This is a genomic window from Paracoccus aerius (assembly GCF_014656455.1).
GTDB lineage: Bacteria > Pseudomonadota > Alphaproteobacteria > Rhodobacterales > Rhodobacteraceae > Paracoccus > Paracoccus aerius.
This window is the reverse complement of record NZ_BNCL01000008.1, coordinates 44,939-68,630: the sequence shown is the minus strand read 5'-3', so window position 1 is coordinate 68,630 and position 23,692 is coordinate 44,939. Positions and strand designations below refer to the sequence as shown.

Below are 23,692 nucleotides of genomic sequence, written 5' to 3'. Positions count from 1 at the left end.
AGACGCGCTGAGTGATTCCGGCGTGGAGGAGGGATCATGACGACAAGAAAAACAGCCGATGATCTTCGGTCGGCCCGATGGTTCGCGCCTGACGACCTGCGCAGCTTCGGGCATCGCTCGCGGATGATGCAGCTGGGCTATGGCGAGGCGGATTTTCACGGCAAGCCTGTCATCGGCATCCTGAACACCTGGTCCGAGCTGAACACTTGCCATTCGCATTTCCGTGTGCGGGCCAAGGACGTGGCGCGCGGCGTGCTGCAGGGCGGCGGGCTGCCGGTCGAGATGCCCTCGCTGTCGGTCGACGAAAGCTTCACCAAGCCGACCTCGATGCTGTATCGCAACATGCTGGCGATGGAGACCGAGGAGATGATCCGGTCCCACCCGCTGGACGGCGTGGTGCTGATGGGCGGCTGCGACAAGACCACGCCGGGTCTGGTCATGGGTGCGATCAGTGCGGGCGTGCCGATGATCTACCTGCCTGCCGGACCAATGCTGCGCGGCAACTATGCCGGGCGCATCCTGGGGTCGGGTTCCGATGCCTGGAAATACTGGGACGAACGCCGCGCAGGCAATATCACCGACCAGGAATGGATCGGGCTGCAGGGCGGCATCGCGCGCTCGGCAGGGGTCTGCATGACCATGGGCACGGCCTCGACCATGACCGCCATCGCGGATGCCATGGGGATCACGCTGCCGGGCGCGTCCTCGATCCCCGCGGTCGATGCCAACCACCAACGCATGGGCGCCGATTGCGGCCGCCGCATCGTCGAGATGGTGTGGGAGGATTTGACCCCGGACCGGATCATCACCGAAGGCGCGGTCAGGAACGCCGCCATTGTCGCCATGGCCACGGGCTGTTCCACCAACGCCGTCGTCCACCTGATCGCCATGGCGCGGCGCGCCGGCGTCCATCTGACGTTGGACGACCTGGATGCCCTTGGCCGCACGACGCCGCTGATCGCCAATGTCCGCCCCTCCGGCAAGGACTACCTGATGGAGGATTTCTACTACGCGGGCGGTCTGCGCGCGCTGATGAAGCAGATCGAGGATCGGCTGGATTGCGGCGCCCTGACTGTTACCGGCAAGACGATGGGCGAGAACCTGGAGGGTGCCGTTGTCTACAACGACGACGTCATCCGGCCCCTGTCGAACCCGGTCTATCACGAGGGATCCCTGGCGGTGCTGAAGGGGAACCTGTGCCCGTCCGGCGCGGTCATCAAGCCCGCTGCCTGCGACCCTCGATTCCATGTCCACGAGGGCCCGGCGCTTGTCTTTGACAGCTATCCCGAGATGAAGGCCGCCGTGGACGACGAGGATCTGGAGATCACCCCCGATCACGTCATGGTCCTGCGCAATGCCGGGCCGCAGGGTGGGCCGGGCTTCCCCGAATGGGGAATGCTGCCGATCCCCAAGGCTCTGATCAAGCAGGGATACCGCGACATGCTGCGGATTTCGGATGCGCGCATGTCGGGCACCTCCTATGGCGCCTGCATCCTGCATGTCGCCCCCGAAAGCTTTGTCGGCGGTCCCCTGGCGCTGCTGAAGACCGGCGACATCGTGCGGCTGGATCTGCCCAATCGCCGCCTGGACATGCTGGTTTCGGACGACGAACTGGCTGCCCGCAAGGCGGCCTGGACGCCGCCCGAGCCTCGTTTTGAGCGCGGCTACGGCTGGATGTTCGAGCGTCACGTGACGCAGGCCGACCAGGGCTGCGACTTCGACTTCCTGCAAACCGACTTCGGCCGCTCGGCGGGCGAGCCCGACATCTTCTGAGGCCAGACCTTTTTCGAGGAACGACCATGACCGAATACACCCTTTCGGACGAAACCCGCGCCAAGCTGAAGAAGGTCTCGACCGCGTCCGTCGCCACGGCGCTGTACAAGCGCGGTTTGCGCAACCAGTTCATCCAAGGCGTGGTGCCGGTGGCGCCGAAGGACGAGAACATGGTCGGCCCGGCCTTCACCCTGCGCTACATCCCCGCGCGGGAAGACCGCAACCCGATCACCGTCTTCCGCAATGCCGACCACCCGCAGCGCGTCGCCATCGAAACCTGCCCTGCCGGGCATGTGCTGGTCATGGACGGGCGCAAGGATGCCCGCGCCGCGACGGCGGGGTCTATCCTGATCACCCGGCTTGCAATTCGTGGCGCGGCGGGTGTCGTGACCGATGCCGGGATGCGCGACGCCGAAGGCATCGGCAAGCTGGACATGCCGGCCTATTTCGCCAAGTCAAGCGCGCCCACGAACCTGACCCTGCACGAGGCACTGGACATCAACGTGCCGATTTCCTGCGGCGATGCGCCGGTTTTTCCGGGCGACATCCTGGTGGGCGACAAGGACGGAGTGATGGTGATCCCGGCGCATCTGGCCGACGAGATCGCGGACGAATGCACCGGCATGGAAAGTTTCGAGGATTTCGTGCTGGAGCAGGTCAAGGAGGGCGCGGCCATCATCGGCCTATACCCCTGCACCAAGGACGAGAACCAGAAGAAATACGAGGAATGGCGCGCCCGCACCGGCCGCTGAAACCTGGGGCCGGGCCTCCGGTCTGCCATGACGAAAGGATTTCCGATGACCTTCACCCCTCACGGCAAGCACCTGATCGCGGGTGACTGGGTCGGGACCGAGACGCGCTTCCCGAACGAGCCGGCCTTTGGCCCCGTCCACGAGTTCAGCATGGGCACGGTGGAACTGGTTAACCGCGCCTGTGAGGCCGCCGAGGAGGCGTTCTGGTCCTATGGCGAGGCCAGCCGCGAAACGCGTGCCGCTTTTCTGGACGCCATCGCCGACGAGATCGAGGCGCGCGCCGAGGCCATCACGGAAATCGGCACCCGGGAAACCGGCCTGCCCGAGGCGCGGCTCAACGGCGAACGGGGACGGACGACTGGCCAGTTGCGCCTGTTTGCGGAACATATCCGCAAGGGCGACTTCCTGGACCGCCGCCACGATCCGGCCATGCCCGACCGCCAGCCCGCCCCGCGTCCCGACATCCGCATGGTCCAGCGCCCCGTCGGCCCGGTCGCGGTCTTCGGCGCCTCTAACTTCCCGCTGGCCTTTTCGACTGCGGGCGGCGACACCGCCGCCGCCTTGGCCGCAGGCTGTCCGGTGGTGGTCAAGGGCCACAGCGCCCATCCCGGCACCGGCGAGATCGTGGCCGATGCCGTCCATGCGGCCATCAAGACCTGCGGCATCCATCCCGGCGTCTACAGCCTGATCCAGGGTGGGCGCCGCGATGTGGGCACTGCCCTGGTCCAGCACCCGCTGATCAAGGCCGTGGGCTTCACCGGCAGCCTGGCAGGGGGACGGGCGCTTTTCGACCTGTGCGCGCAACGGCCTGAGCCGATCCCATTCTTTGGCGAACTCGGCAGCGTCAACCCGATGTTCCTGCTGCCTGGGGCCACCTGCGCCCGGGCCGAGGATCTGGGCAAAGGCTGGGCGGGCAGCCTGACCATGGGCGCGGGCCAGTTCTGCACCAATCCCGGCATCGCGGTTGTCATCGACGGCGCGGACGCCGATCGCTTTGTCACTGCGACCAAGACGGGGCTTGAGGCGGTGGGTCCGCAGACCATGCTGACCGATGGCATCGCCCGGGCCTACCGCGAGGGGAAGGAACGCTTCGAGGCCCGCAACTCGGTCACGCCGGTCGTCTCGACCGACAGCCACGACCGGCAGGCCAGTCCGAACCTGTATGAAACCACGGCCGAGGCTTACCTGCAGGACCACGCGCTTGGCGAGGAGGTCTTCGGCCCGCTGGGCCTGGTCGTGCGGGTCCGCGACACCGACGAGATGGTTCGCCTGGCCCGCGGCTTCGAGGGCCAGCTGACCGCGACGATCCACATGGATCCTGCCGACCTGGAGGCCGCGCAAAAGCTGCGCCCGGTGCTGGAGCGCAAGGCGGGGCGGGTGCTGGTCAACGGCTTTCCGACCGGTGTCGAGGTGGTGGACAGCATGGTCCATGGCGGACCCTATCCGGCATCGACCAACTTCGGCGCCACTTCGGTCGGCACCCTCTCGATCCGCCGCTTCCTGCGGCCCGTCAGCTACCAGAATTTTCCCCAAGAACTCTTGCCCGAGGATCTGCAATGAAGGACGCCACCATGATCGCCCCCGACCACCTGCGAGAGATCATCCGCACCGGCCTGCTGTCCTTCCCGGTGACGCCCTTCGACGATGGGGACCGCTTCAACCCCAAGCCCTTCGCGGCCCATCTGGAATGGCTGTCCTCCTATCCGGTCGCCGGGCTGATCGTCGCCGGCGGCACGGGCGAGCTGTTCTCGCTGACCCCCGGCGAGGTGGTGGACGTCGTCAGGACCGCGCGGCAGGTTTCGGGCGGCCAGCCGGTCATCGCGGGCTGCGGATACGGCACCCGCATCGCCTGCGACATGGCGCGAGAGATCGAGGCCGCGGGCGGCGACGGGATCCTGCTCTTGCCGCACTATCTGACCGAGGCGCCCGCCGACGGCGTCGCCAACCGCATCCGCGCGGTCTGCCAGGCCACCAACATGGGCGTGATCGTCTATAACCGGGGCCAGGCGCGGGTCAGCGCGGAACAGCTGGCGCAACTGGCCGACGAATGCCCGAACCTGATCGGCTTCAAGGACGGCACCGGCGACATCGACACGGTGCGCCGCGTCACCGTGATGCTGGGCGACCGGTTGTCCTATATCGGCGGGATGCCCACGCACGAACTGTTCGCCCAGGCCTACAAGGGTGCGGGGATGCCCACCTATTCGTCCGCCGCGTTCAACTTCGTCCCAGAAACCGCGCTGAAGTTCCACGCGGCCTTTACGGCGGGCGACGACGCCACCTGCGAACGGATGCTGCGGGAGTTCTATTATCCCTTCGCCAAGATCCGCGACCGCAAGGCAGGCTACGCGGTCTCGGCCGTCAAGGCGGGCGTGCGCCTGCGCGGTTTCGACGCCGGCCATGTCCGCGCGCCCCTGACCGATCTGACCGAGGAAGAGATGGGCATGATGCAGGCCCTGATCGACAGCGTCCAATGACGCTGCGAGACGCACTGACCGGAATCTCGGGAATCCTGGTCACGCCCTTCGATGCCGAGGACCGGATCGCCCCCGCCCGGCTGGTCCCGATCATCGACCGCGCGCTTGCTGCGGGGCTGCACATCCCCGTCGTGAACGGCAACACGGGCGAGTTCTACAGCCTGACCGTGGACGAGGCCGAGGCCATGCGTGCCGAGGTCTGCGGGATGGTGGCGGGCCGCGCGCCGGTGCTGGCCGGGGTGGGGCGGTCTGTCAAGGACGCCTGCCGCCTGGCCGCCGCGGCTGCCGGGGCCGGTGCGGCGGGGCTGATGGTCCACCAGCCGCCCGATCCCTTCGCCGCACCGCGCGGGGTGGTCGACTACGTCCGCCGGGTGGCCGATGCGGGCGGCGGTTTGCCCTTGATGCTGTATCTGCGGAACGACGCCATCGGCACGGCGGCCATCGCGGATCTCTGCGCCATTCCCGGCGTGATCGGCGTCAAGTGGGCCACGCCGAACCCGCTGAAGCTGGCCGAGGCCATCGGCGCCTGCGATCCCGGCATCATCTGGGTCGGCGGCCTGGCCGAGGTCTGGGCGCCCGCGCTTTATGCGGTCGGCGCGCGGGGCTTCACCTCGGGGCTGATCAACATCTGGCCGGAACGGTCCTTGGCAATCCATGCTGCGCTGGAGACGGGCGACTATGCCAGGGCGCGCGACCTGATCGCCGGAATGGCGGCCTTCGAGGAGGTTCGCGCGCAGGAGCTGAACGGCACCAACGTCACCGGCGTCAAGGCCGCGCTGCGAGCCATGGGCCGGGACTGTGGCCCGACTCGCCCGCCCGCCGCCTGGCCGCTGACGGACGCGCAGCAGCGCAAGATGGCAGGCTTCCTTAAGCAAAACGGACTTCTGCACTGACCACCGTCCCGGCGGGAGGCCGGGCGGCAATCAAAGCCCGGCAGCGCCGGACAAAAGGGGAGGAAAACAGATGAAGATCAAGGCAGCATTGTTCCTGTCGGGCGCCGTCCTGGCCGGTGGTATGGCCCATGCACAGGACGCCAGCCGCGACGTGACGGTGGTCCTGTCGGAAACCGTCAGCGTGGTCGAGCCCTGCATGGCCGCGCGCCAGGACGTGGGGCGCGTCATCTCGGAAAACGTCAACGAGATGCTGATCGAGTTCGACTATGTGAACGGAGGGCTGAAGCCGCGCCTGGCGACCGAATGGAGCCAGGTCGATGACGACACCTGGGAATTCAAGCTGCGTCCCGGCGTCAAATGGCACGACGGCAGCCCCTTCACCGCCAAGGACGTGCAGTTCAGCATCGAGCGGAACAAGAACGCGGATCTGTCGTGCGAAACCGGCGGCAAGTATTTCGGCGGCATGGAGTTCAGCTTCGAATCCCCTGACGACAACACCATCCGCATCACCACCAGCCCGCCGCAGCCAATCCTGCCCCTGCTGATGTCGGTAATGCCGGTCCAGTCCGCCGCAACCACGCCCGCCGCCGAATTCGACCGAAAGCCGACCGGCACCGGGCCCTATGTCTTCAGCGACTGGCAGAACGGGCAATCGATCACGCTGACCCGCAATCCCGATTACTGGGGCGCCCAGCCGCAGGTCGAAAAGGCCACCTATCTGTTCCGGTCCGACAGCGCCGTCGCCGCCGCCATGGTGGAAACGGGTGAGGCCGACATCGTGCCCTCGATCGCCTTGCAGGACGCCAACAACCCGGAAACGGATTTCAGCTATCCCAATTCTGAAACCACCTCGCTGCGGATCGACACGCGCACGGAACCCACGGACGACCGCCGCATCCGCGAGGCGCTGAACCTGGCCGTGGACCGAGAGGCGATGATCGGCACGCTGTTCCCGGCAGACGCGCAGATCGCCACGCATCTGGTGGTGCCCACGACCATCGGCCACAATCCCGACATCCCGGCCTGGCCTTATGATCCCGACCGCGCCCGCGAACTGGTCGAGGAAGCCAAGGCTGACGGTGTGAACGTTGACGCGCCCATCCGCATCATCGGCCGCAACGGGATGTATCCCAACGGCACCGAGACGATGGAGGCGATGATGGCGATGTTCCAGGACGTGGGGCTGAACGTCGCGCTGGACAGCTATGATGTGTCAGTGTGGAACAACTATTTCGTGTCGCCCTTCGTGGCCGATGCGGGGGCTACGCTGACGCAGTCGCAGCACGACAACGCCACCGGCGATCCGGTCTTCACGGCCCATGTGAAATACGCCTCTGACGGCGCGCATTCAATGGTCCGCGACCCCGAGGTGGACCGCCTGATCGCCGCCGCCAGCGCCGCCACGGGCGAGGAACGCACCAAGCTGTGGCAAGAACTGTTCGCCAAAGTGAACACCGAGATCATCGCCGATGTGCCGATGTTCCACATGGTGGGCTTCACCCGCGTCTCGCCGCGTCTCGACTTCAAGCCGACCATCGCCACGAACTCGGAACTGCAATTGCAGCAGATCCGGTTCAAGTAACCTCAACGGGGCCGGGGCGTCCCCGGCCCGCCGCTTGCCGGGGGACATGCCGATGCCGCGATACCACCGCGATGACCTGCTGCGCTATGCCGAAGGCCTGCTGACCCGCGCCGGAATGGAGGCCGACAAGGCCGCCGTCACCGCCGCCGTGCTGGTCGAGGGCGACATGATCGGCCACGAAACCCACGGCTTGCAACTGATGCACTGGTATCTGGAATGCCTCGCCGATGGCAGCCTGAACGGTAAGGGCAGCTATGAGGTCGTCGCCGACAAGGGCGCGGGCTTTGTCTGGGACGGGCGTCTGCTGCCGGGCGCCTGGCTGCTGACCAAAGCGTTGGATCAGGCGATGGAGCGGGTGCGCGAGTACGGCATCGCCGGTGCCGCGATCCGCAATTGCCATCACACTTGCGCGCTGTCGGCCTATATGCGGCGGGCGACCGACCGGGGGCTGATCGTGCAACTGTCCGCCTCGAACCCGGCGGCGCGGCGGGTGGCGCCTTATGGCGGGACGCAGCCGATTTTGACGCCCAATCCGCTGGCCATGGGCTTTCCGACATCAGGAGATCCGATCCTGGTGGACGTGTCTTCGTCGATCACCACGACCACCATGACCCAGCTTCTGGCCAAGAAGGGCGAGAGATACCCCGAACCTTGGGGCCTGACCGCCGAGGGTCAGCCGACTGACGATCCGAAGGAAATCACCGAGCGCGGCGGAACCATGATGCCTCTGGGCGGCGCACTGAAGGGGCACAAGGGCTACGGTCTTGCATTGATGGTCGATCTGCTGGGGCAGGGGCTGTCGGGCAAGGGGCGCGCGAACACAGATGCCCCCGGACCGCTTGCGCAAAGCGCCTTCCTGCAGGTCGTGGACCCGGATTTCTTTGCCGGTCTGGATGCCTTTACCGAACAATCCGATTGGCTGGCTAATGCCTGCCGCACGAATCCTCCAGCGCCTTGGAACAAGGGTGCGGTGCGGGTGCCGGGGGACAGCGCGTCGGCCAAGCGGCGCGACGCAATGCAGAATGGCGTGCCGGTGGCTCAAAACGACTGGGATCGCATGGCCAAACATGCCGAACAGCTAGGGATCACCCCACCTGCCGCCCTGCAAAGCAGGTTGACACACTAATATATCAGTTTTATACCGCAGTTGGGAATGACGGTTGGAGAGCCGTCGAAGGAGGACAAACATGTTCATGAAGTTCGTCGCGGCTGCATCCTGCGTCGCAGTCTTGGGCAACGCGGCGCTTGCGCAGGATTACCCCAGCGACAACTTCACGGTGATCGTGCCCTTCGCGCCGGGCGGGGCCAGCGACACGACCGCGCGGACCATTACCCAGGCCATGCAGGCAGATTTCGGCCAGCCGCTGGTGGTGGAAAACAAGCCTGGCGCGAATGGCGCGGTGGGCGCTGCCGAACTGGCACGTGCCAAGCCCGACGGCTATACGATCATGGCGGCCTCCATCGGCACCTATGGCATCAACCCGGCGCTGCGCGACGACCTGCCCTATGACCCGCGCGAGGACATGGAGATGCTGACGGTCGCCGTCCGCACCCCCAACGTCCTGGTCACCCGCCCGACGCTGGAGGTGAACTCGGCCGAGGAGCTGATCGCCATGCTGAAGGACCAGCCCGACGCCATGCTGTTCGCGTCCTCGGGCGTCGGATCCTCGGACCATCTGACGGCGGAGCTGTTCTGGCAGCAGACCGGCACCAGTGGCATCCACGTCCCCTACAGCGGCGGCGGACCGGCCCAGACCGACATCATCGGTGGCCATGCCGACGTGTCCTTCCAGAACCTGGGCGCCGTGGCGGGCTTCGTGCGCGAAGGCCAGATGAAGATGCTGGCCATCGCCGCCGCCGAACGCTCGCCCGATTTCCCGGACGTGCCGACCTTCAAGGAACTGGGTATCGAGGGGATGGAGGTCTATTCCTGGCAGGCTTTTGCTGCGCCCAAGGGACTGGATCCGGCGGTCAAGGAAACGCTGGTGGGGGCAATCCACGGCGCGCTGGAAAAGCCCGAGGTGCAGGAGACCTTCAAGAACCTGGGCTTCGAGGTTCTGGCCAACTCCCCCGCCGAGGCCGATACCTTTGTCGCCGACGAGATCGCCCGCTGGAGCGAAGTCATCAAGGCCGGCAACATCACCCCCGAGGAGTGATGTCCCAACGCGCGCCCCGGCATGGGCGCGCATCTTCTTTTGCAAAGGGTGGATGCGATGCAGGGACACCGCACGAAGGACTTTTGGGCGGGCGCCATCTATCTGGTGCTTGGCCTGGCCACGGTCATCCTGGCGCGCGACCTGACGCTTGGCAGCGCCGCTCGCATGGGGCCCGGTTATTTTCCGACGGTGCTTGGCGGGTTGCTGGCCATAATCGGGCTGGTGTCCCTGCTGCGCGGTCTGCTGCGGCCTGGCGAATTGGTCGAGAGGATCCACATGAAGCCGATGATCCTGGTGATTGGCGCGACCCTGTTCTTCGCGATCGCGCTGGACTTTCTGGGCCTTGCCGTGGCGTTGCCCGCCGCGATGTTCATCACCGCGACCGCCAGCAAGCGGTTCCGCCTGGCGCCGGTGCCGCTGCTGGGCCTCGTGGCCTTCACGATCTTCTGCGTGCTGGTCTTCGTGCGCGGGCTGGACGTGCCCCTGCCGATGTTCGGCACCCTGTTCGGAGGCTGAGACATGGACATTCTTGGCGACCTGCTGCTGGGCGTCCAGACGGCGTTTTCATTCTGGAACCTGACCTATTGCCTTCTGGGCGTGTTCCTGGGGACCGCCATCGGCGTGCTGCCGGGCCTTGGCCCTACGGCGACGGTGGCAATGCTGCTGCCAGTGACCTTCGGCCTGTCGCCCGAAACGGCGATCATCATGCTGGCCGGCATTTTCTATGGCGCGCAATATGGTGGATCGACCACGGCGATCCTGGTGAACCTGCCGGGCGAAAGCTCCAGCGTCGTCACGGCGATCGATGGCTACCAGATGGCGCGGCAGGGGCAGGCGGGCAAGGCGCTGGCGACCGCCGCGATCGGGTCCTTTATCGCAGGCTCCATTGCCACGGTGCTTATCGCCTTTTTCGCGCCGCTTCTGTCCAGTGTCGCCTTGGCCTTCGGGCCGCATGAATATTTCGCGTTGATGGTGCTGGGACTTGCGGCCTCGGTCGTGCTGGCCAGCGGGTCGCTGCTGCACGCGGTCGGCATGATCCTGTTCGGCCTGATCCTGGGCCTGATCGGCACCGACGTGCAGACCGGCGCGATGCGCTTCACCTTCGGCAGCTTCGAGCTGGCCGACGGCATCAGCTTCGTCGTGGTTGCCATGGGCGTCTTTGGTTTGGGCGAGATCCTGTCGAACCTGGAAAACGAGAGCGACCGCACCACGGTGTTGACCAAGGTCACCGGCCTGATGCCGACGCGGGCGGACCTGCGCGCCATGCTGGCCCCGGTGGGACGCGGCACGGCCTTGGGATCGGTGCTGGGCATCCTGCCGGGCGGCGGGGCGATGTTGTCGTCCTTCGCCTCCTATGCGCTGGAAAAGAAGGTGTCGAAGAACCCGCAACAGTTCGGCAAGGGCGCCCTGGCGGGCGTGGCGGGACCCGAGGCCGCGAATAACGCGGGCGCGCAGACCAGCTTCATCCCCATGCTGACGCTGGGGATCCCTTCAAACCCGGTCATGGCGCTAATGATCGGCGCGCTGATCATGCAGGGCATCCAGCCGGGGCCCTCGGTCGTCCAGGACCAGCCGGTGCTGTTCTGGGGGCTGATCGTGTCGATGTGGATCGGCAACCTGATGCTGCTGGTGCTGAACCTGCCGCTGATCGGCATCTGGGTGAAGATGATCTCGATCCCCTATGGCTATCTGTTCCCCTGCATCGTCGCCTTCTGCCTGATCGGGGTCTTCAGCCTGGCGAATTCGACCTTCGACATCTGGCTGATGGGCCTGTTCGGCGTCGCGGGATATATCCTGCGCAAGCTGGATTGCGAACCCGCGCCGCTGCTGCTGGGCTTCGTCCTTGGGCCCATGCTGGAGGAGCACCTGCGCCGCGCCATGCTGGTGTCGCGGGGCGACGTGACCTCGTTTGTCACCAGCCCGATCAGCGCCGTGCTGCTGCTGGTCGCGGCGGCTCTGATCGCCAGCGTCCTGGCGCCCGCGATCCGCTCCAAGCGCGAGGAAGCCTTCCAGGACGAGGACTGAGGGATGGCCCGCCGTCCCGCGCTGCTGGCCGCCGGGCTTATGCTGGCGGCGGCCGTGCTGGCGGGCTTGGACGCGGTGATCGTGCGCCTGCTGGCGGGGCAGGTGCATCCACTGGTCATCGGTTTCTTCCGCGCGCTGTTCGGGCTGCTTGCGGTGCTGCCCTGGACATTGGGACGCGTCGATCTGCGCGCCTCGCCCTGGCGATGGATGCATGTGCTGCGCGCCGGGCTGAAGCTTGCCTCGCTGGTCGCGGTCTTCGTGGCCTTTGCCCATGCGCCCCTGGCCGATGCCATGGCGCTGACCTTTACCATGCCGCTGCTGGTGACGCTGGGGGCTTGGGCTTTCCTGGGCGAGGCCGTGGGCGCCGCCCGCCTGCTGGGCGCTGTGGCGGGCTTTGGCGGCATCCTGATCATCGTTCGGCCTGGCGCGGGCTTCGATCCCTGGCTGCTGTTCGCCTTTGCGGGCGCGGTGCTGACGGCCGTGATCCAGCTGATGCTGCGCCACATGGCCCATACCGACACGACCGAGCGGCTGGTTGCCTGGAACCTGATGGCAATGGTGCCGCTGGGCCTGGTGGCGGCGCTGCCCGTCTGGACCACGCCGACCTTGACCCAGCTTGGCTTGCTGGCGCTGCAAGGGGCGATTGGCGCGCTGAACATGACCTTGATTACACGGGCCTTTTCCCTGGCCGATGTGTCCTTTCTGGCCCCGCTGGATTTCCTGCGCCTGCCCGCCGTAGCCTTGCTGGCATGGCTGTTCTTTGCCGAGGTTGCCCCAGCCTCGACCTGGATCGGTGCAGGGGTCATTGTCACGGCAAGCGCGCTTTCGCTGCACTCCAGACGAAAAAAGCCTTTCTCTGTGGAACAGTGATACTAATATATCAATTAAGGCGCGACGAATCGCCTCATCCGGTCCGGGAGGGATCGGCACGGCCCAATGGCCAACGGCAGGACCAGACCTGCCACCAAGGGAGGAGGGATCCATGACCGGCTTCATCGGGAAGCGTGCGCTTGCCAGCGGGATTTCGCTGATCGGCCTCGTGATCCTGGTTTTCTTTCTGTCGCGGCTGACCGGCGATCCGACCAACCTGTATCTGCCTCTGGACGCCTCGATCGAGGCGCGCGAGCAGTTCCGCCAATTGCATGGATTCAACGATCCGCTGATCGTCCAGTTCGGGCGCTATGTCATGGACCTGGCGCAGGGCGACTTCGGGGAATCGCTGCAACAGGCGCGTCCGGCGATGGAGGTTGTGTTGCAGGCCTTCGGCTGGACGCTGCGGCTGGCCCTCATCACCATGACCTGCGTGACGGTGGCGGCCATCGTCATCGGCTCGCTTGCCGCCTTCAAGGTGGGCGGCATCTTCGACCGCATCGCTACCTTCTTTTCGCTGGTGGGCGCATCCGCCCCGGACTTCTGGCTGGCCATCGTCGCCATCGTGATCTTTGCGGTGAACCTGCACTGGCTGCCGACCTCGGGGACAGGGACGCCCTGGCACTGGGTGCTGCCGGTGGCGGTGCTGTTCGTGCGACCCTTCGGCCTGATCCTGCAGGTGGTGCGCGGGTCGATGATCACGACCCTGTCCTCGGCCTATGTGAAGACCGCGCGGGCCAAGGGCGTGCGCACGCGGTCGATCATCTTTGTCCACGGGCTGCGCAACGCCATGCTGCCGGTCATCACCGTGATCGGCGACCAGGCGGCGGCGATCCTGAACGGCGCCGTGGTGATCGAGACGATCTTCGGCTTTCCCGGCATCGGCAAGCTGATGATCGACAGCATCCTTCTGCGCGACTTCTCGGTGGTGCTGGCGTCGATCATGATCTCGGCGGTTGCCATCTTCATCATGAACCTGCTGATCGACATCGCCTATGCCATGCTCGATCCCCGTATCCGGTATTGAGCGATGGCGATGACCGATACCCGTATCCAGTCCGATCCCAAGCCCCGCGGCCCCTTTACAACATGGCTGTCGATGCTCTGGGCCGACAAGCTGGCCTTCTTCGCCGCCCTGTTCCTGCTGGTTGCCCTGCTTTGCGCGATCTTCGGGCCGTGGCTGATGGGCGATCTGGCCACGAAGCAGAACCTGCGCGGCCGCAACGCGCCGCCCTTCGACCTGGCGCGCGGCTGGCTGATGATCCTGGGCGCCGACGCGCTTGGCCGCCCGCTGCTGCCGCGCATCGTGGTGGCCGCGCAGAACACGCTGATGGTGGCGGGCGCAGCGGTGCTGTGTTCCGCCGTGGTCGGCTGCGGGTTGGGCCTGATCGCGGGCTACTCGCGCAAGCGCGCCGCGCAATGGATCATGCGCCTTGGCGACGTGATCATGTCCTTTCCGTCGCTGCTGCTGGCGGTGATCGTGCTGTATATGCTGGAACCCTCGGTCGCCAATATCGTGCTGGTGCTGGCGATCACGCGCATCCCCGTCTATCTGCGCACCACCCGCGCCGAGGTGCTGGAGGTGCGGGAACGGATGTTCGTCCAGGCCGCCCGCGTCATGGGCGCCTCGGACCGCCGCATCATCTTCCGCCACATCCTGCCGGTGGTGCTGCCCACGCTTCTGACCATCGCCACGCTGGACTTTGCCTTCGTGATGCTGGCCGAAAGCAGCCTGTCCTTCCTGGGGATCGGCATTCAGCCGCCCGAGATCACCTGGGGCCTGATGGTGGCCCAAGGCCGCGAATACCTGACCACCGCTTGGTGGTTGTCCTTCTGGCCGGGCCTGGCGATCATCGGGACCACCTTGTCGCTGAACCTTTTGTCGAACTGGATGCGCATCGCGCTGGATCCCGCGCAACGCTGGCGGCTGGAAATGAGGGGACGGAAGAATGACTGACCACCTGCTGGAAGTGCGCGACCTGTCGGTCGAGTTCCACACCGCCGCAGGCACGGTGAAGGCCGTCCAGAATGTCAGCTGGCATCTGGACCGAGGCGAGACGCTGGCGATCCTGGGCGAAAGCGGATCGGGCAAGTCGGTCTCGGCCTCGGCGGTCATGAACCTGATCGACATGCCGCCGGGCAGGATCACCAGCGGGCAGATCCTGCTGAACGGGCAAGACATGCTGGTGATGACCGCGGAACAGCGCCGCCAGATCAACGGCTGCAAGATCGCGATGATCTTCCAGGATCCTCTGGCGCATCTGAACCCGGTCTATTCCGTCGGCTGGCAGATCGCCGAGATGGTCACAACCCACGGCGGCACCCGAGACAAGGCGCAGGCCCGTGCGCTTGACCTGCTGCGCCGGGTCGGCATCCCGGAACCCGAACTGGCGATGCGGAAATATCCGCACCAGTTCTCGGGCGGGCAGCGACAACGCCTGATGATCGCGATGGCCCTGGCCTGCAAGCCCGACATCCTGATCGCGGACGAACCGACCACGGCGCTCGACGTGACCGTGCAGGCTCAGGTGCTGGAACTGCTGGAGGAGTTGCAGCGCGAAACCGGCATGGGTCTTCTGCTGATCACCCACGACCTGGGCGTCGTAGCCGAGATCGCCGACCGCGTGGTGGTGATGAACGGCGGCCAGATCGTCGAGACGGGCAATGCCGCCGAGGTTTATCGCAACCCCCGGCACCCCTATACCCGCAAGCTGATCGACGCCGCGCCAGGCAAGGGGCAGATGCCTGTCGAACGCGACCGCACGGGCCAGCCGTTGCTGCGGGCCGAACGGCTGACCAAGAGCTATGGCGCGTTCCACGCGCTGAAGGGCGTGGATTTGACCATCATGCCGGGCGAAACCGTCGCGGTCGTGGGCGAAAGCGGTTCGGGAAAATCGACACTGGCGCGGGCGATCCTGCGGCTGGACGACCCGGATGGCGGGCGGATCCTGTATCGTGGTGATGACCTGATGGCGATGGCGCCGCGCCAGCTGTTCGGGCTGCGGCGCGATCTGCAGATGGTGTTCCAGGATCCGACGCAATCGCTGAACCCGCGCATGACGGTGTTCCAGCTGATTTCGGAAGCCTGGGTGATCCACCCCGACATCCTTCCCAAGGCGCAATGGAAGGACCGTGCGGCCGACCTTCTGGTCAAGGTCGGGTTGCGCCCGGAAATGGCGGCCCGCTATCCCCACCAGTTCTCGGGCGGGCAGCGCCAGCGGATCGCCATTGCCCGCGCCTTGGCCATGGAGCCGAAGCTGATCGTCTGCGACGAGGCGGTCTCGGCCCTTGACGTGTCGATCCAGGCGCAGGTGATCGAACTGCTGGATGGCTTGCGGCGAGAGTTCGGCCTGTCCTACCTGTTCATCGCCCATGACCTGCCGGTGGTGCGTGACTTCGCCGACCGCGTGGTGGTCATGAAATCGGGCGAAATCGTCGAGGAAGGCCCCGTGCGCCAAATCTTCGACGCGCCGCGACACCCCTATACGCGGGCACTGTTGTCGGCCAGTCTGGACCCCGATCCGGTGGTGCAGGCCGCTCGCCGCACTGCTCGCCAGTTGGAGACTGCATGAAGCCCGCAGAAAAGCCGCACGTTCTTGTCGCCTATCCCTTGCGCCCCCGGTTCATGGAGGAACTGGAGGCACGCTATACCCTGCATCGCCTCGACCAAGCCACGGACAAGGATGCCGTGCTGGCGAAGGCCGGCCGGGTCTGCACCGCCATTGTCGTGAACGGGCATGTCGCGGTCGATGCGGCCATGCTGGACCGTCTGCCCGCCTTGAAGCTGGCCGCCTGTTCCTCGGCCGGGTTCGACCTGATGGACCTGGACGCCATGACGCAGCGGGGGATCACGCTGACCAATACCTCGCTGGCGTTGGTCGATGACGTGGCTGACACGGCAATCCTTTTGATGCTGGCCTCGCGGCGCAGGCTGGTCGAGGCCGATGCCTATGTCCGGTCGGGCGATTGGGGCCGGCAGGGAATGTTCCCGCTGACGACCTCGGCGGCGGGCAAGCGCGCGGGGATCGTGGGGCTTGGCAATATCGGCCTGGCGATCGCCCGTCGCTGCGAGGCCATGGGGCTGGCGATCGGCTATTCTGGCCGCAATCAGAAGCCCGGCGTCGGCTACGACTATTTCCCCGACCCAGTGGCCTTGGCGGAATGGGCCGACATCCTGCTGGTCGCGACGCCCGGCGGGGCAGGGACCACCGGGCTGATCTCGGCCACCGTGCTGGAGGCCCTGGGACCCACCGGCACGCTGGTCAATGTCGCGCGTGGCTCGGTCGTGGACGAGGCGGCGCTGATCGCCGCCCTGCAGGACGGCCGCATTGCGGGGGCTGGGCTGGATGTCTTCCTGAACGAGCCCCATCCAGATCCGGCGCTGACGGCGCTGCCCAATGTCACGCTCTATCCCCACCACGCCAGCGGGACCGAGGAAACCCGCGACCGCATGGCGCAACTGACGCTGGACAACCTAGAGGCATTCTTTGCAGGCCGGCCGCTGCTGACGCCGGTCAACTGAAGGCCAGAGCGGGGGAAAGGAATTCCATGAAGCCCAATCGTATTCGAGAAATCTGGGCCAAGGGCGGCTGTGCGCTGAACGCCTTCCTTTCCATCCCAAGCCCCTTCGCGGCCGAGATCATGGCGGCACAGGGCTATGACGGGCTGATCGTCGATCTCCAGCATGGCGTCATTGACTACATGACGGCTGTCGGGATGTTTCAGGCCATGCAGGGCAATCCGGTCGCGCCCATGGCCCGGGTCGAATGGCTGGACCCCGTCGCAATCATGAAGATCCTCGATGCCGGAGCCTATGGCGTGATCTGTCCCATGGTGAACACTGCGGACGATGCTGCACGCCTGGTATCCTATGCCCGCTACCCGCCCCACGGCGTCCGCAGCTTCGGCCCCGGACGGGCCGTCTTTTCCGCCGGTGCGGATTACGGGCAGCGGGCCGAAGACGAGATCGTCGTTCTTGCGATGATCGAAACGGCCGAGGCCATGGAGAACCTGGACGCCATTGCGGCAACTCCGGGCCTGGATGGTCTTTACATCGGGCCTGTGGACCTGACACTGGCCTTGACGGGACGAAAGTATCGCATCGGCTTTGATCGCGAGGAACCCGAAATGATCGAGGCGATCCAGCGCGTTCTCGCCGCAGCGCACGGGGCGGGAAAGCGGGCGGCGCTGCATTGCGGCTCTATGGAATACGCGCTCCGCGGCAAGGAATGGGGCTTTGACATGGTCACCGTTTCGAACGACGTGCGGCTGATGGCAGGTGCTGCGGCAGCCTCGGTTCAGGCCTTCCGGACCGGTCAGACCAAGTCCTTCGATGGAAGCTATTAAGATGTGCATCAACCCACTGCCCGGACTGCTGACCAGAAACCCTAAGGGGTTTGCTTCTTCGACTGCGTCCAATGCATCGGCCTCGTTGCATTATGACTGCGCTGTTGCATCCGAAAGTTGCTAGCAAGCAGCATTTGGGCGCAAGGGCCACACCGCAATGGCCAGGTGCACCAGAGGAAAGGCGAAGATCACAATCCCGTCTTTTGATCTTGTCCAGCCCCAGTCTGAGATCGCTCCGACTCTGATGATGATGGGTTGGCATCCCCTCGTGACGGCACCTGTGTCACCATGATCGGATCGGATCAGGAGGATTGGACTGTGATGAAGGATGCAACGATCATCGGCGTTGACCTGGCGCAGCAAGTTTCACTTTGTTTGCCATCTTGGTGTCGGAACTCGAGCAGCTTTTATCAAAGCGGTCCTTGCGGCGATGTTTCCCTGGTCGGGGACATGGTTATGGGCGGCACGGTGATTGCCTGATTGCCGGGTTTGTGACGTCAGGCCGACGTAGCTGGCGAGCCGTTCAGGTGCGAAGAGATCCATATCACCCGTTCTGCTTTCGGACAGCTGTAAGCGCAGAGTAGAACTGTCGCGAACTGCCAAGGTAATTTGCCGCCTTTACTTTGACGTCTGATGCCTGCTCGGCAAGGTCGGGAAGAACAGGCGCCCCCAAAGTGTGTCACAAGCTGTGCGGTCGGCCGTCGAGCGACCGCTTCAGCGAATTAGCGCCTCATCCAGGCCCGGCGGCATGTTGCTAAGCGGCGCACTATCTTGTTTAGACGCCGGTGAGGAGCCGTCTGTTTTCCCTATACTCAAGTCCCGACTTGTTGGGAGGCGAAGCGTCACTGCCGGATCATAGCAGCAGATCACCTGCGTTGAACCCCGTCATTTCGGTCAGATAGATCTGCATGTCGGGCCGGGCATCGCCGGAGACATCGATGTTGACCACGCGTGTTGATCCCGTAGCGGTCACCCAAACGCCATGTGCCGTGGGTCTTGCCCCACCCCAGTCGAAAGCCTGGTTTCCGGCCGCGCCGGGATCGGCGTCGATGGCCGACAGCGATATCCGGTCGAGGCCGCGCTCGAAGCCGACGATGCGGTCCGCGGCCTTCGCGCCAATGCGGGCATCGGCCGGCGACGTGAAGACGAAGGTGTCGCGGTCGCCGTCGCCAACCGAGGACAGACTGCCCCACAGGGTATCGGCCCCCCTGCCGCCGATGATCCAGTCAGCGCCGTCACCACCCCTGATGCTGTCGTTCCCCGCCCCGCCGGCCAACCTGTTCGCAAGGCTGTTGCCGACCAGAAGATCCCTGCCCGGCCCAGAAGTGACATTCTCGATGCCGATCAGTCGGTCCATTCCGTGGCCGGTGTTCTGCTGCGCTGTCATGGACAGCCGCACCATCACGGCGGCCGGACCGGAGTAAAGCGCGGTGTCGACACCCCTGCCGCCATTCAGGACATCGTTTCCCTGGCCGCCTTGCAGAAAATCATTCCCGGCATGGCCGGCAAGCACATCGTTTCCCCCGTCGCCAATCGGGGTGTCGTTGCCGGTACCGCCTTCCATCACGTCGTTGCCAGAACCCCCGCGCAGACGGTCATTGCCATCTAGCCCGAAAAGTCGATCATTGCCCCCGCCGCCATCCAGGACATTGGCGCGCCTGTCTCCAGTCAGGCGGTCGTTGCCGCCCAGACCGGCCAACGTTCCGGTGGCGTCCACGCCCAGGACGTCATGGCCTGCTGTTCCGCGCCCGAAGACACGCATGGCGACGCCGTCGTGGTCGCTGTCGATGCTTTCGCTCATATAGGTGACAACAAAGCCGCCGCCGCGCAGGGCCGCGACCTCTGGCGTTTCCTGGTTGTCATAGCTGAAGCGGTTGGTGCTGATCTCGAAAGCACGGGTCAGGGTCGTGCCCGAGACTGAGAACAGCCGGCCAAAGACATCCCTGCCGTCGCCGCTGTCGGGGCCATAGGTGCTCCAGGTCACCATGATCTCGCCGGTCGCCAACTGCGTCAGGCTGGCGTCCTCGAAGCTGTGTGACGGGATGTGGACCGCCCGCTTCAGCATCGTACGCGTGCCGGCTGCGTTAAACGTTGCCAGCATCAGAAAGCGTCCGTCCAGGTCGTCGTCGTAGCGAAAGGCGCAGTCCTCGGCGACTACGGCAAAACCGCCATTCGCCAGGGCTGCGACGTCATAGCCCGAATTCTGCTCGGTTCCCGCGCTGCCGGTGGTTCGCAGCAGGTGGAAGTCACCTTTCAGCACGCGTCCGTTTGCCCCGATCAGGCTTGCCCGAACATCGTTATCGCCCGCGCCGCCATCATCGATCGTCGCTTCGGACCCCCAGATGACGATGGCGCGGCCGTCGGAAAGGGTGGCCGTGCGGGTGACAAGCTGATCGAATTCCGCTTCCTTCGTGTTCAACCGCAGATCGCCGCTGATCGCCTGACCCGAGGCGGAATAATGGCGCACCCTGACATCGTCGAAGGTCGGTCCGCCCGAGGATTCGATGCCCCAGGACAGGCTGAAGCCCCCGTCCCCCCGGGCCACCACGTCGGGGGCGATGGTCCGAAAGGACGTGGCCACATCGGCGGTGATGACTCCGGAGCGTACCGAGCCGTTAGCATTGAACACCTGCGCGCAGGTGCGCGCGCCGTTCGTGAAGATGTCGTCATCGGCGGCGAAGGACCATGTGACGACATAGCCGCCATCCTTCAGGACCGCGATGCTGGCGTCACTTGACACCGTGTCATCGATGGCGCTGATGATCGTCTCGGGGCCACGCAACGTGCCGTCAGCGTTGTAACGTTGGGCCGCGACGTAGGTGAAGTTCAGGTCCGAGTCGTCGTAGTTGTTGAAGTAACCTTCATAAACGATGATCCAGCCGCCATCCGGCAGCGCGGCGATGTGCGGCTCTCGCTGCCAGTTGTTCTGATAACCATTGACCCGATATTCGACCATAAGACTGATACCCGTGTTTCTGGTTGCCAGAGAACTGGATAAACCACGATTTGCGGCATCGGAATGAAAATCCGCACTGGCATATCTGCTTTCATCCGTTGGCACGCTTGCCGACCTGCCGCGAGCATGGCGCTGCATGATCAATGGTCTTATCGCACCCTAAGAGCACAAAGGCATGGCAAGTCTACGGCCCTGATGGGCCGCAGACTGAGGTGTTTGTCTACTTCATCTGAGCCATGAGCCGGCAGAACCCAGAGAAAAGGTCATGCGTCGTTGATGCGCCGGCGACGCACCAGACCCAGAACACCCAAGCCCGCCAGGGCCAGCGGCAGCGTGCCCGGCAGCGGAACCGGCGCCGGCTGCTGCGCTTCCGACAGCGCAACAATGTTGTCGAGGAACTGCGCCGACTTCGACAAAGTCACGCCGTCGTTGATGACCGAGGTGAACCGTTCATTCGAGAAGGGCGAGGAGTCGCCGCTCGCAATGACGTAGCCCTTGCCATACTGCAGGGCCACGATCGCAGCCTGGCCGCGGGTAGCCGAGGTGCCGTAGCGGGCAAGGATCTCGTATGCGCCGTCCTCCGCGAAGGCCCCGCCCGTATTGGTGGCGATGGTGTTCAGCGAACCATTGTTCACCCCATTCAACAGCGCGTTCTCTGATGCGGTCCAGCGGCCGGTGCCGCGGCCATAGTTGCCTTCAATGGCCAGGTCGAAGATGCCGAGCCAGCTGTTTGCGGCCAATTCCGAGCCGATGCTGCTGCTGGACATGCTTGCTGCTTCCCCGATCAGGAAAGCCACGCCGCCTGCGGAAACCCAGTCCCGCAACACGGACTTTTCCGCCTCAGAGGCTAGGCCAGCGGTGTTCGTGTTCAGCGTCGGCGTTCCCGTCACGAAGAGATCGACATCTGCCAGATAGTCTGCAGTGACCGTCGCCGCACCTGCCTTTACGGTCGAACCGCCGGAGGTCAGGTGATTGCGCAGGTTCGAGTAATAGGTGCCGTTGAGGTTACCCTCACGCAGGTCGCCGGCGGTGGTGGTGACGGAATGGGTCCGCGAGCCGTCTAGGCTGCCGACAACGGCGGCGGAAGCAGAGTGGGCGCAGCCGACTACGGCGATGGTCGCGACAACATTGAGAATACCGGACTTCATGGCAGACCTTTCACAAACAAGAAACGGTCTTGCTCATCGGCGATCCATGCGAAAGTTTTGTGAAACTGGCTTCAGATAGGCCGAGTTTTCGAGGGCTCACCCGCAAATTCCAAGGTCGCGGATCAGAAGCCCACAATCCTGAAGTGCAGAGCTTCATAGAAGCGGCCGTTAAGGGAGTAGTGTGGGAAGTGAGGGCCATGTCGATGGTTGGCAGGGGCATGAGCAGTCGTCTCGGGCTGAGCGAGGCACAGATGGCATGCTTGCCGGCCACTCTCTCCCAGGAGCCATGGCAAGCCCTGTGTTGATGATCGGCATGTGCTCAGCTAGCATCATCTTGCGGCGCCATTACTTCGCGAGCGGCCGAGGCAATGGCATAAATGCGTAACGTCCCGGTCGGCGTTTCCTGAAGCGACTGCACAGCCAGCATCGCATCATGGATGTCCGTCATGGCGGGCCCAATCCGCTCGACATCGAGGAGGTGCAGCAGATCGCTACCGAATGGCTATGACCTACAACAACGAACGGCCCAACATGGGCATCGGCGGGCTTCCCCCGCCATGAAATTGGAAATGGCCGCGTAAACTCTAAGACCGCGCCCCGTCAAAACGGGGAGAATTGCCAGAGGGCCGGACAGGTGCTTAGGCCGGCTTGGCGGCAAGCGCCTTCTCGTCTTCCGGAAGGCATCCCAAACCCGCCAAGGTGGTGCGCATCGCCAGAAGAGGATCCGTTCGGGGCTCTTTTCCCAGAAGCTCCAACAGGCGGGCGTTGTCGACGCGGAGCGGGTGGTGCCAGAAGGGCAGGATGTCCACGGCTTCGCGAGGAAAGCCTCCGAAAGGTGCAAGAGCCTGCATGAGCCACCAGGGGAAGGCGCGTTCAGGGAGCCTGTCCCGGCCCAGGGCAGCCGAAACCAGAGCGGGCATGGCAGTGCCGTCGGCGTCCCAGAAGCCCTCGAAACCTATTCGCTCGAACAAACGCAACCGGGACGGCGCATCATGTCCGATGTCGAGAAGGCGCGCCATGGTGTCGGCAAGATCGGGCAGGTAGGCCCATGTGTGGCCCACGCCGCGGACCAGTGTCACCAGCCGGGTGACCGGCTTGCCGGGTGTCACCATGGCCTGCGCGAACCAGCTTGCGCGGACCTTGGGTCCATAGAAGTCTCCCGCGCGTACGATCAGAATGGGGCTCTCGACGGAGGCCCCCTGCAAGCGACGCTCAAGTTCTACTCAAATACGGCCTTTCCGGGAGCGGGGTTCCTGCGGGCTTGTTTCGCGGATCACGGAAGTGGCGGCGGGATCAAAGTTGTAGATCGTGCCGGGCAGCAGAATGCGGGCACCGCCCGCGAGGCGGGCGGCCGCAATGGTGTTGTCGATCATGGGCAGCACCAGCCGGTGCCAGTCTCGGTAGCCTGGCGGGTTGACCGCGTGCACGATGGTGCTGACGCCTTCAGCGGCGCGCACCACATCGCCGCGGATCATGGCGTCGCCTGCCTGCCACTCGACGTGACCCGTGCATCCCAGCCAGCCTTCTGCCGCCTTGGCGGGATCGCGGGCAAGGCCTCGCACGATCCAGCCGCGAGCGGCCAGCGCCTCGGCTACCGCGCCGCCGATCCCGCCCGTGGCACCCAGCACCAGAGCAGTCCTTACCGTGGGTGTGTGAGTGGTCTTGTCCATGTTGTTCCCCTGTCTGTGACAGAAGAAAGGTGGGCCGGGACGGG

22 protein-coding genes are annotated in these 23,692 nt (G+C 65.0%); 16 read left to right on the top strand and 6 right to left on the bottom strand.

From position 1 onward, the window contains the following. Positions 1–36 precede the first annotated feature (36 nt). The 16 genes from araD (at position 37) to IE224_RS11030 (ending at position 17,874) form a co-directional block, all read left to right on the top strand. Positions 37–1,773 carry an L-arabinonate dehydratase gene (gene araD, locus IE224_RS11105; protein ID WP_191310380.1) on the top strand — a complete coding sequence of 579 codons (1,737 nt, stop codon included), beginning with the start codon at positions 37–39 and terminating at the stop codon, positions 1,771–1,773. 26 nt (positions 1,774–1,799) lie between these two features. Then, positions 1,800–2,525 carry a ribonuclease activity regulator RraA gene (locus IE224_RS11100; RefSeq protein ID WP_191310378.1) on the top strand — a complete coding sequence of 242 codons (726 nt, stop codon included), beginning with the start codon at positions 1,800–1,802 and terminating at the stop codon, positions 2,523–2,525. Positions 2,526–2,570: 45 nt separating this feature from the next. Then, positions 2,571–4,085 (top strand): aldehyde dehydrogenase (NADP(+)), encoded by a 1,515-nt coding sequence (locus IE224_RS11095; RefSeq protein ID WP_191310376.1) that lies wholly within the window; start codon positions 2,571–2,573, stop codon positions 4,083–4,085. A 14-nt stretch (positions 4,086–4,099) separates the two neighbouring features. Next, the gene (locus IE224_RS11090; RefSeq protein WP_202380156.1) at positions 4,100–5,002 is read left to right on the top strand and encodes a 5-dehydro-4-deoxyglucarate dehydratase; all 903 of its coding nucleotides are present in this window, start codon (positions 4,100–4,102) and stop codon (positions 5,000–5,002) included. Then, the gene (locus IE224_RS11085) at positions 4,999–5,895 is read left to right on the top strand and encodes a dihydrodipicolinate synthase family protein (protein WP_191310374.1); all 897 of its coding nucleotides are present in this window, start codon (positions 4,999–5,001) and stop codon (positions 5,893–5,895) included. Before IE224_RS11090 ends, IE224_RS11085 begins: the two co-directional genes overlap by 4 nt. 70 nt (positions 5,896–5,965) lie before the next feature. Beyond that, positions 5,966–7,477 carry an ABC transporter substrate-binding protein gene (locus IE224_RS11080; protein ID WP_191310372.1) on the top strand — a complete coding sequence of 504 codons (1,512 nt, stop codon included), beginning with the start codon at positions 5,966–5,968 and terminating at the stop codon, positions 7,475–7,477. Positions 7,478–7,529: 52 nt separating this feature from the next. Further along, on the top strand, positions 7,530–8,603 hold the full coding sequence (locus IE224_RS11075; protein ID WP_202380147.1) for an Ldh family oxidoreductase: 1,074 nt from the start codon (positions 7,530–7,532) through the stop codon (positions 8,601–8,603). A 61-nt stretch (positions 8,604–8,664) separates the two neighbouring features. Further along, complete coding sequence (locus tag IE224_RS11070; protein ID WP_202380146.1) at positions 8,665–9,633, top strand: Bug family tripartite tricarboxylate transporter substrate binding protein; 969 nt, start codon at positions 8,665–8,667, stop codon at positions 9,631–9,633. Between the two features lie 57 nt (positions 9,634–9,690). Continuing rightward, complete coding sequence (locus IE224_RS11065) at positions 9,691–10,149, top strand: tripartite tricarboxylate transporter TctB family protein (RefSeq protein WP_191310368.1); 459 nt, start codon at positions 9,691–9,693, stop codon at positions 10,147–10,149. A gap of 3 nt (positions 10,150–10,152) precedes the next feature. After that, positions 10,153–11,658 (top strand): tripartite tricarboxylate transporter permease, encoded by a 1,506-nt coding sequence (locus tag IE224_RS11060; RefSeq protein ID WP_191310366.1) that lies wholly within the window; start codon positions 10,153–10,155, stop codon positions 11,656–11,658. Positions 11,659–11,661: 3 nt separating this feature from the next. Then, positions 11,662–12,528 carry a DMT family transporter gene (locus IE224_RS11055; protein WP_191310364.1) on the top strand — a complete coding sequence of 289 codons (867 nt, stop codon included), beginning with the start codon at positions 11,662–11,664 and terminating at the stop codon, positions 12,526–12,528. A gap of 112 nt (positions 12,529–12,640) precedes the next feature. Then, positions 12,641–13,555, top strand: a complete 915-nt coding sequence (locus IE224_RS11050; protein WP_191310362.1) for an ABC transporter permease — start codon at positions 12,641–12,643, stop codon at positions 13,553–13,555. Between the two features lie 9 nt (positions 13,556–13,564). Then, positions 13,565–14,485 (top strand): ABC transporter permease, encoded by a 921-nt coding sequence (locus IE224_RS11045; protein ID WP_202380154.1) that lies wholly within the window; start codon positions 13,565–13,567, stop codon positions 14,483–14,485. Next, positions 14,478–16,100: an ABC transporter ATP-binding protein gene (locus IE224_RS11040; RefSeq protein ID WP_191310358.1), complete on the top strand. Its 1,623-nt coding sequence runs from the start codon at positions 14,478–14,480 to the stop codon at positions 16,098–16,100. Before IE224_RS11045 ends, IE224_RS11040 begins: the two co-directional genes overlap by 8 nt. Beyond that, the gene (locus IE224_RS11035) at positions 16,097–17,050 is read left to right on the top strand and encodes a 2-hydroxyacid dehydrogenase (protein WP_191310356.1); all 954 of its coding nucleotides are present in this window, start codon (positions 16,097–16,099) and stop codon (positions 17,048–17,050) included. Before IE224_RS11040 ends, IE224_RS11035 begins: the two co-directional genes overlap by 4 nt. A 26-nt stretch (positions 17,051–17,076) precedes the next feature. Then, on the top strand, positions 17,077–17,874 hold the full coding sequence (locus IE224_RS11030) for an HpcH/HpaI aldolase family protein (protein ID WP_191310354.1): 798 nt from the start codon (positions 17,077–17,079) through the stop codon (positions 17,872–17,874). A 366-nt stretch (positions 17,875–18,240) separates the two neighbouring features. Here IE224_RS11030 and IE224_RS21405 read toward each other — a convergent pair whose 3' ends face one another. The 6 genes from IE224_RS21405 to IE224_RS21030 form a co-directional block, all read right to left on the bottom strand. Next, positions 18,241–18,417: a transposase gene (locus tag IE224_RS21405; RefSeq protein WP_373305546.1), complete on the bottom strand. Its 177-nt coding sequence runs from the start codon at positions 18,415–18,417 to the stop codon at positions 18,241–18,243. A 310-nt stretch (positions 18,418–18,727) separates the two neighbouring features. Next, complete coding sequence (locus IE224_RS11020) at positions 18,728–20,830, bottom strand: calcium-binding protein (protein WP_191310350.1); 2,103 nt, start codon at positions 20,828–20,830, stop codon at positions 18,728–18,730. A gap of 263 nt (positions 20,831–21,093) precedes the next feature. Next, the gene (locus IE224_RS11015; RefSeq protein ID WP_191310348.1) at positions 21,094–21,978 is read right to left on the bottom strand and encodes a PEP-CTERM sorting domain-containing protein; all 885 of its coding nucleotides are present in this window, start codon (positions 21,976–21,978) and stop codon (positions 21,094–21,096) included. A 319-nt stretch (positions 21,979–22,297) separates the two neighbouring features. Next, on the bottom strand, positions 22,298–22,426 hold the full coding sequence (locus IE224_RS21285; RefSeq protein WP_268246541.1) for a hypothetical protein: 129 nt from the start codon (positions 22,424–22,426) through the stop codon (positions 22,298–22,300). Positions 22,427–22,616: 190 nt separating this feature from the next. Further along, entirely contained in the window at positions 22,617–23,183 is a 567-nt protein-coding gene (locus tag IE224_RS21035; protein ID WP_229849342.1) for a Rossmann-fold NAD(P)-binding domain-containing protein, read from the bottom strand. Between the two features lie 18 nt (positions 23,184–23,201). Further along, a complete protein-coding gene (locus IE224_RS21030) occupies positions 23,202–23,648 on the bottom strand; it encodes an NAD(P)H-binding protein (protein ID WP_229849341.1) in 447 nt (148 codons plus the stop codon). Between the last annotated feature and the right edge of the window lie 44 nt (positions 23,649–23,692).